The sequence below is a fragment of the Amycolatopsis coloradensis genome, assembly GCF_001953865.1.
GTDB classification, from domain to species: domain Bacteria; phylum Actinomycetota; class Actinomycetes; order Mycobacteriales; family Pseudonocardiaceae; genus Amycolatopsis; species Amycolatopsis coloradensis.
Genome location: NZ_MQUQ01000017.1, coordinates 1 through 13,299 on the forward strand (window position 1 = coordinate 1; position 13,299 = coordinate 13,299).

Consider the following 13,299-nt stretch of genomic DNA (forward strand, 5'->3'; position numbering starts at 1 on the left):
ACCCACTCAATCACCCAGAGGTGAGAGCTTGGTTCGTGTCCCGCGGCCACCCGGTTTCCCTGGCGACTTGGAGAACTTTACATGGCCCGCAGGGGCCCGAAACAGGGGGGTACCTTAACTGCGTTTCCGCAGGTCAGCGGCCGGAAACGGGCCGACTCCCGTCGTTCACCCGGTGATCGCTCCAAGGGCACCCCAAGTGAACACCCGGAAGAACATTGCTCCGAGTACATTGCACCGTATTGATCTCGCTGATTGCTCCGATTAGCTTCGAGCCATGAGCACTGCGGAACTCGACGGCATCACCGTCGCCTACGACGACCTCGGCACCGGGTTGCCCGTCGTCCTCGTCCACGGCCATCCCTTCAACCGTTCGATGTGGCGTCCCCAGGCCGAACGCTTCAGCCGGGAGGGCTACCGGGTCATCACCGCGGACCTTCGCGGGTACGGCGAGACGACCAAGCCGGAACAGAGCGAGAGGACCGGGCTCGACGTCTTCGCGGCCGACATCGCCCGTCTCGCCGATCACCTGGGCATCGAGCGCTTCGTGCTCGGAGGCCTCTCCATGGGCGGGCAGATCGTCATGGAGTTCCAGCGCGCCTATCCCGGCCGCGTCGCCGGGCTCCTGCTCGCCGACACCTCTCCCCAGGAGGAGACCGAGGAGGGCAAGCGCGTCCGCAACGAGACGGCGGACCGGATCCTCGCCGAGGGCATCGGCTGGTACGCCGACGAGGTGCTGACGAAGATGGTCTCGCCGGAGAACGTCCGCACCCGGCCCGACGTGGCGGCGCACGTACTGCGGATGATGCGCACGACGCCCGCGGAAGGGGCAGCCGCCGCGCTGCGGGGCCGGGCCGAGCGGCCCGACTACCGGGAAAGCCTCAAACGGGTGACAGTGCCGAGCCTGATCGTCGTCGGCACCGAGGACGAGTTCACGCCGGTCTCGGACGCGGAGTTGATGCACGACCTCATCCCCGGCTCCACCCTGGCGGTGATCGAAGGCGCCGCTCACATGCCTAACCTGGAACGCGAGGCCGAGTTCGACGCCGTGTTCGCACGGTTCTTGAAAGAGATTGGGTGATCGTCTCCATGTCCCAGAAGACCGTCTTCGTGACCGGCGCCAGCGCGGGTTTCGGCGTCGAGATCGCCCGCCGGTTCGCCGCGGACGGTGCGAAAGTCGTCGCGGCCGCGCGCAGCAAGGACCGCCTCGACAAGCTGGCCGTCGAGCTGGGCGAGAACGTCCTGCCGATCGAGCTGGACGTTCGGGACGCCGACGCGGTGGCGGCCCTCCCCGGAACGCTTCCCGCCGAGTTCGCCGAGGTCGACCTGCTGGTCAACAACGCCGGCCTCGCGAAGGGCCTCGAACCCGCCCACCGGGCGAAGCTCGACGACTGGGACCAGATGATCGACACGAACATCAAGGGTCTCGCGCACCTCACCCGCGCGCTGCTGCCCGGCATGGTCGAACGCGGCCGCGGGCACGTGATCAACATCGGGTCGGTCGCGGGCACCTATCCCTACCCCGGCGGCAACGCCTATGGCGCGACCAAGGCGTTCGTGCACCAGTTCAGCCTGAACCTGCGCGCGGATCTGCAGGGCACCGGCGTCCGGGTGACCAACGTCGAGCCCGGCCTGGTCGGCGGGACGGAGTTCTCCGTCGTCCGTTTCGAAGGCGACCAGAGCAAGGCCGACGACGTCTACAAGGGGACGACGCCGCTCACGGCCGCCGACGTGGCCGAGTCCGTCTTCTGGGCGGCTTCGCAGCCGGAGCACGTGAACATCAACGTCATCGAGTTGATGCCGGTGGTGCAGAGCTTCTCCGCGTTGCCGATTGACCGAGAGAGGTGAGACCGAAAAGGTCGAAGAGCGCTTGCTGCTCCGGGCTCCGCTCGGTCAGCAGGCGCCGCGTCCGCGGGCGGCCGCCGGTGGACGGGTAACGCAGCACCGTCTCCCCGATCCCGGCCAGGCTGTCCATCAGCTCGCGGACCGAGAGGTTCATCCCCGCGCGGTCGGCCTCGCGCCGCATGAGGTGCGTGACCGTCGACGCCAGCACCGTGACCAGCGTGTGCACGGCGATCCGATGCGGGCTCCAGTCCCAGCGCGGGGTCGGACCGGCGACGGCGGAGCCGGTCAGCCAGCGGAACGTCGAATCGAGATGGGTCCGGGCGCGGTAGGCGGTGACGACCTCGGCGACCGGCCAGTCGTGGTCGGTGACCAGCACCTGTTTGCCGAAGAACTCGTCATGCAGCCTCGACACGGCGGCGTCGTCGATCTTCCAGGTCAGCCGGATCTCCCCCGGCCTGGTGCCGGTCAGCGACGGTGAGAGCACCCGTTCGACCCGGCGGCCGCGGGTGATCCGCGCGATTTCGGCGTTCACCTGGCCGCGGTCACCCCGGTAGGTGCTCGCGGCCAGTGCGGCGTCGAGCCCGGCGAGTTCGCGGGTCGCGGTGCCGAGTTCGTCGCCGAAAGCGCGGGCCTGCGCGTTGTGCAGGGTCTCCGAATGGGTCAGGATCACGCGCCGCCGCACGCCCGCGACCACGGCTCTGGTGTCGAAGGCCGTCAGCCCGGCGAAGCGCTCGGGGTCGACGGGCTCACGCGCGGACGCCGGTTTCGCCAGCAGGTCCGGGTGTTCCGAGAGCGGCAGCGCGCCGACGAAATGCCGTCCGAGGTCGAGTTGCGCGGCCTGACCCGCGGTGAAGATCAGCGTGACGGGGTACCGCGAGCGGAGATCCTCGGCGAGCGCGGCGAACGGCGGCGCGCCTTCCCGCGGGTACACGTGCGAAGCAAGCGGGATCGCGCCGTCCTTGGTCACCACCAGCCCGAGTCCGGCGAGTTCGCAGCGGCGGGGATCGGCCGTGGTGAAGGCGGCGAACTGCGGCACATCGACGGCGAGCGCGGTGTTCCCCGTGCCCAGCCAGGACAGCACCGCGTCGGCGACGGCGGACTCGATCCGCGTGAGCCGTTCCGGGGTGAGGCGGTGCAGCGCCCGCCAGTGATTCGCCAGATCGGCCTTCAGGAACTCCCGCGCGGCACCGTCCTCCCACCACGAGGCGAGATCCGTGTCCGGCGCTGTCGCCCGGTGCAGGACGGCGAGCGCGAGATGCGTCCCCAAGGTGGTCGTGGCGCGCTGGACTCCGACGGCGTCATCGACCCGCCGCACGAAATCGAGCCGCTCGAGCGTCGCCCATACGGCCGCGACGTCGCCGAAGGTCCGGTGCCGCGCTTCGCCGGGCGCGGAGACGTCGCCGTCCATCGCGCGCCCGATCTCCTCGGCCGTGCCGAGGTAGCGCTGGGACACCACGCGGGGCTCGCCGCCGACCCGCGCGGAGGTGACGAGGTAGTAGTACGTCCGCCCGCCGACCTTCTTGCCGATCACCGAAGCCACACTTTAGGTAATACACCCCGGCCCACTGATCAGCAACCGAGATCATGCCTTGACCAGCGGAAACAGTGACGACACCCACGTGGGTCGGCTGGTGGCGGGATGCACACTGGCAGCTGGAGCAGGTCCGGCCATAGCGTGCGGGAATGGCATCCGCTGCTGACGTGAACGCCCCCACCACCTCCGCGATGCGCCGGTCGCTCGCCAGGGCGCGCGACGGGAAGACCCTCGACCTCACCGAGGCCTCGATCCTGCTCCAGGCGCGTGGCGACGACCTCAAGACCCTGTCCGAGCACGCCTCCCGCGTCCGTGACGCCGGTCTGGTCGCGGCCGGTCGCCCCGGCGTGGTCACCTACAGCCGTTCGGTGTTCATCCCGCTGACCCGGTTGTGCCGGGACCGGTGTGGTTACTGCACTTTCGCGACCGTCCCGGGCCGGGTCGAATCGCCGTTCCTCTCCCCCGACGAAGTACTCGACATCGCCCGCAAGGGTGCCGCGATGGGCGTCAAGGAAGCGCTGTTCACCCTCGGCGACCGTCCGGAGGACCGCTGGAAGGCGGCGAAGGACTGGCTCGACGCGCACGGGTACGACGACACGCTGTCCTACGTCCGGGCGATGGCGATCCGGGTGCTGGAGGAGACCGGCGTCCTGCCGCATCTCAACCCGGGCGTGCTGACCTGGCAGGACTTCCAGCGGCTCAAGCCGGTGTCGGCGTCGATGGGCATGATGCTGGAGACGACGGCGAAACGGCTCTACACCGAGAAGGGCGGCCCGCACTACGGCTCGCCCGACAAGGACCCTGACGTCCGCCTGCGCGTGCTCGAAGACGCCGGCCGCAGTTCGGTGCCGTTCACGACGGGCATCCTGATCGGCATCGGCGAAAACTTCGAGGAACGCGCCGACTCACTGTTCGCGATCCGCAAGGTCGCGAAGACCTACGGCGGCATCCAGGAAGTCATCGTGCAGAACTTCCGCGCGAAGCCGGACACGAAGATGCGCGCGACCCCGGACGCCGACCTCGAAGAACTCGCCGCGACCATCGCCGTCGCGCGGCTCGTGCTCGGGCCGAAGATGCGCATCCAGGCGCCGCCGAACCTGATCGGCCAGCAGTACGAACTGATGCTGAACGCGGGCATCGACGACTGGGGCGGCGTCTCCCCGCTGACCCCCGACCACGTGAACCCCGAGCGCGCGTGGCCGCGGATCGACGAACTCAAGCGCCGCACCGAGGCACTCGGGTTCACCGTGCGCGAGCGGCTTCCGATCTACCCGGAGTACGTCAAGACGGGCGAACCGTGGCTGGACCCGCGGATGAACGCGCACCTCGCGCCGTTGACCGACGCCGAGACCGGGCTCGCGATCGAAGAGGCCATCCCGGTGGGCATCCCGTGGCAGGAGCCGGACGGCGGCTGGAAGGAGGCCGGGCGCACCGATCTGCACGTCGAGGTCGACACCATCGGCCGGACCGAAGACCGGCGCAGTGACTTCGACTCGGTCTACGGCGACTGGGCGGAGATCAAGGGCAACATCAAGACCGCGCCGCAGCGGTTCGACCTTGACGTCCGGGATGCCTTGCGCAGCGCGGAAAAGAACCCCGCCGGGCTTTCGGACGACGAGGCTCTGGCGCTGCTGCACGCCGACGGACCGGAGCTCGACGCCTTCACCAAGATCGCCGACGACCTGCGTCGCGAGGTGAACGGCGACGACGTCACCTTCGTGGTCACGCGGAACATCAACTTCACCAACGTCTGCTACACCGGCTGCCGGTTCTGCGCGTTCGCCCAGCGGCGCACCGACGCCGACGCGTACACCCTTTCGCTGGAGCAGGTCGGCGACCGGGTCGACGAGGCGTGGGCCGCCGGCGCGACCGAGATCTGCATGCAGGGCGGTATCCACCCGGATCTGCCGGGGACCGCGTACTTCGATCTCGCGGCCGAGGTGAAGCGCCGTCAGCCGGACATCCACCTGCACTCGTACAGCCCGATGGAGGTCGTCAACGGCGCCTCGCGGACGAACCTCTCGATCGAGGACTGGCTCGCCCGTGCGAAGGAAGCCGGTGTCGACTCGCTGCCGGGCACGGCCGCGGAGATCCTCGACGACGACGTCCGCTGGGTGCTGACGAAGGGCAAGCTGCCGACGTCCGAGTGGATCAACGTCGTCACCACCGCGCACAAACTCGGCATCACGACGACGTCGACGATGATGTACGGCCACGTCGACACCCCGGCGCACTGGGTCGGGCATCTGAAGCTGCTGGCGAAACTGCAGCGGGAAGGCCTGGAGCGCAACGGGCGGCGCGGGTTCAGCGAGTTCGTGCTGCTGCCGTTCATCCACCAGAGTTCGCCGATCTACCTCGCCGGGCTCGCCAGGGCCGGGACGACGCTGCGCGAGAACCGCGCGGTGCACGCGCTGGCCCGGCTGTTGCTGCACGGGACGATCGACAACATCCAGAGTTCCTGGGTGAAACTCGGTGAAGAAGGCAGCCGCGCCGTACTTCAGGGCGGGGTCAACGACATCGGCGGGACGCTGATGGAGGAGACGATCAGCCGGATGGCCGGTGCGGCGAACGGGTCGTACAAGACGATCAGCGACATGCGCGCGATGGTCGAGCCGCTGGGACGTCCGCTGCGGCAGCGGACCACCGAGTACGGCACGCCGACGCCGGAACGGATCGCCGCGGCCGCCGAGTCGGACGGTGTCGCGACCGCGGTCCGGCGGCCGCTGCTGCCGCTTGTCACTTCCTGACGAATAATCCGCGAAGGCCCCCTTCTCCACGTACAGCGTGCGGAAGGGGCCTTCACTTTGCGTGTGTCACCGATCACAAGGAGCGGGGACCCTCGGCGTTTTCTGTGCTAAACCCGAGAATCACTTCCGGGCAGCCGAGAGGACGACGATGATCGCGAGCGCAGTCCAGGTGGCCGACACCGCCCGCTATCCGTTGTCCGAACCGGGAAGCCCGGCCTGGCGCGAGATTGTTTCCCGCACCCGCGCCGAACTGCGGCAAACGGGATGCAGTGTGCTCGCCGACTTCATCCGCCCGGAGTTGCGTGACGCCCTTCGCCAAGAAGGCGCGCAGATCGCTCCGGAGGCGTACGCGAGGATCGAACGCGTCAACGCGTACAACACCGCCATCGACATTCCGCTACCGGAAGGCCATCCCGGCCGCACGGTCATGGAACGCGGCAACGCCTTCGTGGCGCGCGACCAGATCCCGGCGACCGCGATCATCCAGCAGCTGTACGCGAGCCACGAGTTCCAGCGGTTCGTGGCCGACTGTTTCGAACTCCCCGCCCTCCACGAACTCGCCGATCCGCTGTCCAGTCTGGTGCTCAACGTGATCGAACCGGGCCGCTCGCACCCGTGGCATTTCGACACCAACGAGTTCACCGTCAGCATGCTCACGCAGGAGGCCGCCGACGGCGGTGTCTTCGAATACTGTCCGAACATCCGCTCGGAGAAGGCGGAGAACTTCGACGACGTCCGCGCGGTCCTGGCTGGCGAAGGCGAGCACCTGATCCGACGGCTCACTCTGCGTCCCGGCGATCTTCAGCTGTTTCGCGGACGCTTCGCCCTGCACCGCGTGAGTAGTGTTCAAGGAGCAACAGCACGCCATTCCGCGATCTTCGCCTACAGCGAGCGTCCTGGGGTCATCGGCAGTCCGGAGCGGACCAGACAGCTGTTCGGCCGGGTCCTGCCCGAACACGTCGCTTCAGCGGCCGTCCGGGGCGATCAGCTGCTCGACTAAGTCAGGAGCCCGGCCCGTGCCTTTGGATTCGACCGGCAAGATCTCCTTCGACCACATTTACACCGAGCCCGATCCGCGTGCCTTCTTCGGCACCTTGCGCAGGCTCGATTACGACATCCCGCAGCAGGCCAAAGCCTATTTCGCGAAACTGATCGACGAGTACCGCGCCGAGACCGGCGTCAAGGTCCCGACGGTGCTCGACCTCGGCTGTTCCTACGGGGTCAACGCGGCGTTGTACCGGTGTGACACCTCGATGGAGCAGTTGTACGACCACTACGCGGACGGCGAGCCACTGAGCCGGGACGACCTGATCGCGCACGACCGGCGGATGGTCGAGAGGCTCACCATCGGCGACGGAGTCCGCTTCATCGGCCTCGACACCTCCGCGCCCGCGCTGGACTACGCGCTCGACGCGGGCTTCATCGACGAAGCGATCCACGCCGATCTGGAGAGCGAAGACCCGACGGACGAGCACCGCGCGCTGCTGGCCGGCGTCGACATCGTCATCTCGACGGGCTGCATCGGCTACGTCACGGAGAAGACCCTCGTGCGGATCGCGCGGGAAAACCGGCCGTGGATGGCGCATTTCGTGCTCCGGATGTTCTCCTACGAACCCGTCGCCGCGAGCCTCGCCGATCTGGAGTACGACACGGCCGGGGTCAACGGCGTCTTCCCGCAGCGAAGGTTCGCTTCGCCCGAGGAACGAACGCAGATCTTGGACAATCTGTCCGTCGCGGGTGTCGACCCGCGTGGGTTGGAAGCCGAAGGCCGGCTGTTCGCGCGGCTGTTCGTCTCCCGGCCGAACGGCGCGGCGGGCGGGCTCGCCTCCGCGCTGAACGCCCTGCCCCTTCGAGATCAAGGATGATCGTGAGCAGTCCGGAACTGTCCACCCGCACCTTCGGCAACGAGGACGTCCTGCCGCGGGTCCCCGTGCCCAGCCTGGAGGACACCTGCCGCCGGTTTCTCGAGTGGTGCTCGCCGCTGCTCACCCCCGGTGAGCTCGCGGAGACCGAAGGCGCCGTCGCGGAGTTCCTCTCGGAGAAGAGCCCTGCGCACGAACTCCAGAGCGCGCTCGAGGCCTACGACAGCCGCGAAGGCGTCCGAAGCTGGCTCGACACCTTCTGGCCGTACCGCTACCTCGGCCGCCGCGACCGGATCGCGCTCAACGCGAACTTCTTCTTCCTGTTCTCCGAGTCCCCGCTGGGACAGCTGGAGCGAGCGGCCGAGCTGGCCGCGTCGGCGGTGGACTACAAACTGAAGCTCGACGAGGAACTGGTGCCGCCGATCGTGCTGCGCGGGCAGCCGCAGTCGATGGTGCAGCACAAATACCTGTTCTCGGCGACGCGAATCCCCGGTGCCGTGCAGGACACCGCGCGCACGCCGTACCGGGAGGAATGGCCGGGGCCGTCGAGGGCGCGGCACATCGTGGTGTTCCACCGCGACACCCCGTTCCGGATGGACGTCATCGCGCCGGACGGCCGCCCGTATTCCCCCGAACAGCTGGCCATGGGGTTGCGGGCGATCGTGAAGTCCGAGACTTTCATCGGGGATCCGCTCACCGCCGCCGGGCATTTCACCACCAAGGCGAGGGCGGAATGGGCGGCGACGCGCGAGGCGTTGCTCGCCGCCGGGAACGCGGCGGCGCTCGACGACATCGAGACCGCGTTGTTCTGCCTGTGCCTGGAGGATTTCACCCCGGCGGACACGCAGGAGGCGTGTGACAAACTGCTGCACGGCGACAGCGGCAACCGCTGGTTCGACAAGGCCGTCTCGCTGATCGTGTTCGAGGACGGCACGGCGGGGATCAACGTCGAGCACTGCGAACTGGACGGGACCACGATCCTCGGGTTCACCGACGCGCTGCTGAGCGGGACGCGGCTGGACCGTCCGCCCGCCGACGGCGTCCCGGCGTCCGAGGTCATCGAGTTCGTCCTGGGTGACGCGCTTCGCGAAGACGCCCGTGCCGCAGCGGCGGCCTTCGCCGCGTACGCCGACGCGACCGCTACGAAGACGGTGTCCTTCACCGACTTCGGCGCGACGCGAGCGAAGGAGTTGGGGATGTCCCCCGACGGCTTCGCGCAGATGGCGTATCAGCTCGCGCATAAGCGCGCGAAGGGGATCACCGGCACGACGTACGAGTCGATCGCGACACGGCAGTACCAGAACGGGCGCACCGAAGCGATGCGTGTGGTGACGCCCGAGGTGCTGTGGTTCGCCCACGTGATGGACGACTCGAACGCGGATCGGCAGACACGTCAGGCGGCATTCCGCGCGGCGGCCGCGAAGCATGTCACGCGGGCGAAGGAATGCCAGGCGGGCGACGCGCCGGAGCAGCACCTGTGGGAGCTGCAACTGATCCAGAAACGGCGTGGCGTCGAGGATTCCCCGGCGCTGTACTCGTCGCCGGGCTGGCTGAAGATGCGTAACGACTACCTGAGCACCAGCTCGGCGCCGTCGGTGAACATCCGGTACTTCGGTTTCGGGTCGACCAGCCCGCAGTGCATCGGCATCGCGTACGTGCTGCTGCCGGATCGGCTGAACGTCTACCTCTGCACGCCGAAGCACGTGGCACACGAGATGGAGCTGTTCGCGGCGGAACTCGCCACGGCGATCACGGAGTTGCAGGAGCTGCTGGCGTAGAAGGTGGCCCTGGGTACAGGCCGTGCTTGAGGTTCCTACGGCGTGCCGCTCGCCGCGTAGGTCCGTGAAGGGTCCCTTCTCTGCCTTGAGAGCAGGGAAGGGACCCTTCACCACTCACCAAGCCGCGGGTCGGATTGGCGGGTTCGCGTGAGTGAGGGGACGACACGCGTGACTAGTGGTCGCCGCGGGCAAGCTCACGCTGACGGCTGGGAACCCGGGAACTCGAGCACTGACGTTTGTGACGAGACCGCACGGCTCTGCGACGGTTCCGCACCGGTTCACCCCGAGCACGGTGGAGCGCCCTTACGATCGGTGAAATTTTCGATCTTGGGAGACCCATGCCGCGCATCCTGCTCATCGAAGATGACGAAGCCCTGGCCGAAGCGCTCACGCTGGCGCTGAAGGCACTCGGGCACGACGTCGTCGTCGCCCCGACCGGGGAGCGGGCACTGGAGGCGCTGTTCACCGACCGGCTCGAACTCGACTTCGTGTTGCTCGACGTGATGCTGCCCGGGATGGACGGTTTCGAGGTCTGCCGCCGGATCCGCGCGCGTAGCAGACTGCCGCTGGTCCTGTTGACCGCGCGCGGCGACCCGATCGACATCGTCGCCGGGCTGGAATGCGGCGCCGACGACTACGTGGTCAAACCCGCCGAACCGCGGGTGATCGACGCGCGGATCAAGGCGATCGGCCGTCGCGCGGTCACCGCGCCCGGCCCGTCGTCGGGGGTGCCGCGGGTGGGCCGCCTGGAGATCGACGCCGCCGCGATGAGCGTGACCCGTGACGGCGTCGAACTGGCGCTCACCGCGACCGAGATCCGCCTGCTCGTCGAGTTCGCCGAGCATCCGAACCAGGTGCTGAGCAGGCAGACGTTGCTGAAACGGGTCTGGGACTACGGCTACGTCGGTGACTCGCGGATCGTCGACGCGGCGGTCGCGCGGTTGCGGGCCAAGATCGAGGACGATCCGGCGAATCCCGTGGTGCTGAAGACGGTGCGCGGCCTCGGTTACCGGCTGGTGGACCAGTGAGACGGCCGTCGTTCGGGCTGCGGACGAAGGTGACGGCGGCGGTCGTGCTGGTGACGACGACGGCGACCGCGGTGATGGCCTTCTCCGCGTCGAAACTGCAGGAAGACGACGCTGTCAACAGCTTCGTCTACAGCGCCGAGACGACGTTCGGCGCGATGTTCGAGCAGTCGTGGCGCGGGCTCGAAGCGGTGATGGACAACAGAATCACCCTGGAAGAGTTCGCCGTGAGGATGTCCGACCGGACGCACGAGTGGGCGCTGTTCACCAAGCGGCCCGACGGCTCGGCGGAGATGGTGAACTCCGCCTCGACCGACCTCTGGTACCGGCCGCAGCCCGTGCCGGTCCGGGTCGGCGACCGGCAGGGGCTCGTGGCGTCGGTCGAGGAGCGGGTGCTGGTCCGGACGTCGAAGACGATGGACCTGCTGACGGCGATCACCGTGGACCCGGAAACCGGCAGGCGGCTCCTCGTGATCAGCGGGAACTTCGTCGACTACTGGGTGGTGCAGTTCTTCGACCTCACCCCGCTGGACATGGATCTGGCCGCGCAACGGTGGAAGCTGGTGTACATCGCGCTCGGCGTGACCGCGCTCGGCGTCCTCGCGGCGGTGTTCGCCGCCTGGAACATCCAGCGGCCGGTGCGCCGCGTCGCCTCCGCCGCCCGCGACCTGGGCGACGGCGCGTTCGAGGTGCGCGTCCCGGTGAAAGGCCGGGACGAACTCGCCGATCTCGCCGAGGCGTTCAACGTCATGGCCCAGCGGGTCAGCGAGTCGATCGAGGACCTGCGCGCCAAGGACCGCCAGCAGCAGCGGTTCGTCGCCGACGTCGCCCACGACCTCCGGACTCCGCTCGCCTCGATGGTCGCCACGGTCGGCACGCTCGACAGCGCCACCCCCGAGACCCGGACCCGCGCGACCGAACTGCTCGGCACGCAGACCCGGCGGCTGGCGCGGCTCGTCGAGGATCTGATGGAGATCTCCCGGTTCGACGCGGGTTCCACCGATTTCCGGCCCGAACCGGTCGAGTTGCCCGCGCTGGTCGAGGACGCGATCGAGGTCAGTGTGCCGGGAACGGCCGTCGAGGTCGCGAGCACCGGTGACACCACCGTCGTCGCCGACCCGCGCCGCGTCCACACCATCGTGGGCAACCTGCTGGCCAACGCCGCCCGGCACGGCCGGACGCCGATCACCGTGTCCGTCGACGGTTTCGGGGACACCGTGACGATCAAGGTTTCCGATTCCGGACCGGGGATCCCCGAGGATCTGCTGCCGATCCTGTTCGACCGGTTCGTCCGCGGCGATCACGCACGTCAGGCGACCGAAGGCAACGGACTCGGCTTGGCGATCGCCAGGGAGAACGCGCTGATCCACGGCGGTTCCCTGGAAGTCCACAACGATCGCGGCGCCGTCTTCACCGTAAGTCTTCCACGGGTGTCACCAGCGTGAGCCCGCGTGGCGCGTAGCCGTCGAAGTACGGCATCGGGACGTGCGTGAGCACCAGAAAGAGCGCGGTCAGCACGCCGATTCGGGACACCGTGAGTTCCCGGTCACCGAGCCACAGCCACAGCACGACGACGAAGTTGGTCACCAGCAGGAAGCCCCAGCGGGCGTCGTCCCAGCCGCCGAACGCGAGCAGCACCGGCGCCGTGATGGCGGCGACGGGCACCGCGGCCGCGAGCGAAGGCCGGTGCAGGAACAGGAATCCGCCGGCCACCACGAGCGCGATCGGCACCAGGTACAGCAGCACGTCGGTGATCGAGTACATCCGCCAGCTCTCGGCCTGCGTGCGGCCGAACAGGTTCAGCGCGTCGGCGCGATAGGCGAAGTTCGCTCCAGCCAGTGCCTGCCGGAGCTTTTCGACGGCGCCGGGGGCGGACGGCGGCAGCGCGAGGAGCCCCAGCCCGAGCACCGTGGGCGGGGTGAGCAGCGCGCAGGCACGCCGGAACGGAAACCGCCGCAGCAGGACGAAACCGAACACCGGCAGCACGGTGAGCAGCGCGATTTCGTGCCCCGTCACGGAAAGCGCCATCACCGCGCTCGCGAGTACCGGCCTGCCACGATGCAGCGCCCACAAAGCGCCGAACAGCAGGAGATACAGCACCTGGTCGAAATAGCCGACCTCGTGGAACAGGTAGCCGCCCGTCGGCAGCAGGAGCCAGGCGACGATCAACAGTCGCCTGCTCTCGGTACGGCTGCGGAAGAACACGACCGTCACCGCCGCCAGCAGCGCGCCAAGGACGGCGAAACTCGCGACCGCGAAGACCAGGTAATCGTGCCCGAACGGCTTCAGGAGCGTGCCGACGAGGAAACGCCGGTGGAAACCGTCGGCGAGGGAGACGGCTTGCAGGGTCGCCGCCCAGTCCCCCGGCAACCGGAACCCGGTATATCCGGCGACGAGGACGGCGATCGCGAACAGTGCTGTGACCCTTCGCCGCGGAGTCTTCCCGGCGACGGGGACCGGGGCCCGTTCGAGCAAGGTGGTCATAGCGCCAAGCTAGGAACGGATCATGCG

The 13,299-nt window shown here is 68.4% G+C and carries 10 protein-coding genes; 8 read left to right on the forward strand and 2 right to left on the reverse strand.

Annotated elements, in window-relative coordinates; translation table 11 throughout:
* The first annotated feature begins 274 nt into the window (after positions 1 to 274).
* Positions 275 to 1,078 carry an alpha/beta fold hydrolase gene (locus tag BS329_RS29280; protein WP_076164595.1) on the forward strand — a complete coding sequence of 268 codons (804 nt, stop codon included), beginning with the start codon at positions 275 to 277 and terminating at the stop codon, positions 1,076 to 1,078.
* Between the two features lie 8 nt (positions 1,079 to 1,086).
* The gene (locus BS329_RS29285) at positions 1,087 to 1,845 is read left to right on the forward strand and encodes an SDR family oxidoreductase (protein WP_076164997.1); all 759 of its coding nucleotides are present in this window, start codon (positions 1,087 to 1,089) and stop codon (positions 1,843 to 1,845) included.
* Here the strand turns inward: BS329_RS29285 and BS329_RS29290 are convergent.
* A complete protein-coding gene (locus BS329_RS29290) occupies positions 1,784 to 3,382 on the reverse strand; it encodes an IS1634 family transposase (RefSeq protein ID WP_084750321.1) in 1,599 nt (532 codons plus the stop codon). The two genes, BS329_RS29285 and BS329_RS29290, sit on opposite strands and share 62 nt — an antisense overlap.
* Before the next feature lie 143 nt (positions 3,383 to 3,525).
* Here BS329_RS29290 and BS329_RS29295 point away from each other — a divergent pair, with 143 nt between their 5' ends.
* The 6 genes from BS329_RS29295 to BS329_RS29320 all read left to right on the forward strand — a co-directional run bounded on the left by BS329_RS29295 (position 3,526) and on the right by BS329_RS29320 (position 12,233).
* The gene (locus tag BS329_RS29295) at positions 3,526 to 6,123 is read left to right on the forward strand and encodes a bifunctional FO biosynthesis protein CofGH (protein ID WP_076164597.1); all 2,598 of its coding nucleotides are present in this window, start codon (positions 3,526 to 3,528) and stop codon (positions 6,121 to 6,123) included.
* Between the two features lie 148 nt (positions 6,124 to 6,271).
* Entirely contained in the window at positions 6,272 to 7,123 is an 852-nt protein-coding gene (locus tag BS329_RS29300) for a HalD/BesD family halogenase (protein WP_076164599.1), read from the forward strand.
* 16 nt (positions 7,124 to 7,139) lie between these two features.
* Positions 7,140 to 7,988: a class I SAM-dependent methyltransferase gene (locus BS329_RS29305; protein WP_076164601.1), complete on the forward strand. Its 849-nt coding sequence runs from the start codon at positions 7,140 to 7,142 to the stop codon at positions 7,986 to 7,988.
* A complete protein-coding gene (locus BS329_RS29310; RefSeq protein ID WP_076164603.1) occupies positions 7,985 to 9,763 on the forward strand; it encodes a choline/carnitine O-acyltransferase in 1,779 nt (592 codons plus the stop codon). Before BS329_RS29305 ends, BS329_RS29310 begins: the two co-directional genes overlap by 4 nt.
* A gap of 338 nt (positions 9,764 to 10,101) precedes the next feature.
* Positions 10,102 to 10,791, forward strand: a complete 690-nt coding sequence (locus BS329_RS29315) for a response regulator transcription factor (RefSeq protein ID WP_076164605.1) — start codon at positions 10,102 to 10,104, stop codon at positions 10,789 to 10,791.
* Positions 10,788 to 12,233: a sensor histidine kinase gene (locus BS329_RS29320; RefSeq protein ID WP_076164607.1), complete on the forward strand. Its 1,446-nt coding sequence runs from the start codon at positions 10,788 to 10,790 to the stop codon at positions 12,231 to 12,233. The genes BS329_RS29315 and BS329_RS29320 overlap by 4 nt, the downstream gene beginning before the upstream one ends.
* Here the strand turns inward: BS329_RS29320 and BS329_RS29325 are convergent.
* Positions 12,199 to 13,272: a hypothetical protein gene (locus BS329_RS29325; RefSeq protein ID WP_076164608.1), complete on the reverse strand. Its 1,074-nt coding sequence runs from the start codon at positions 13,270 to 13,272 to the stop codon at positions 12,199 to 12,201. The two genes, BS329_RS29320 and BS329_RS29325, sit on opposite strands and share 35 nt — an antisense overlap.
* Between the last annotated feature and the right edge of the window lie 27 nt (positions 13,273 to 13,299).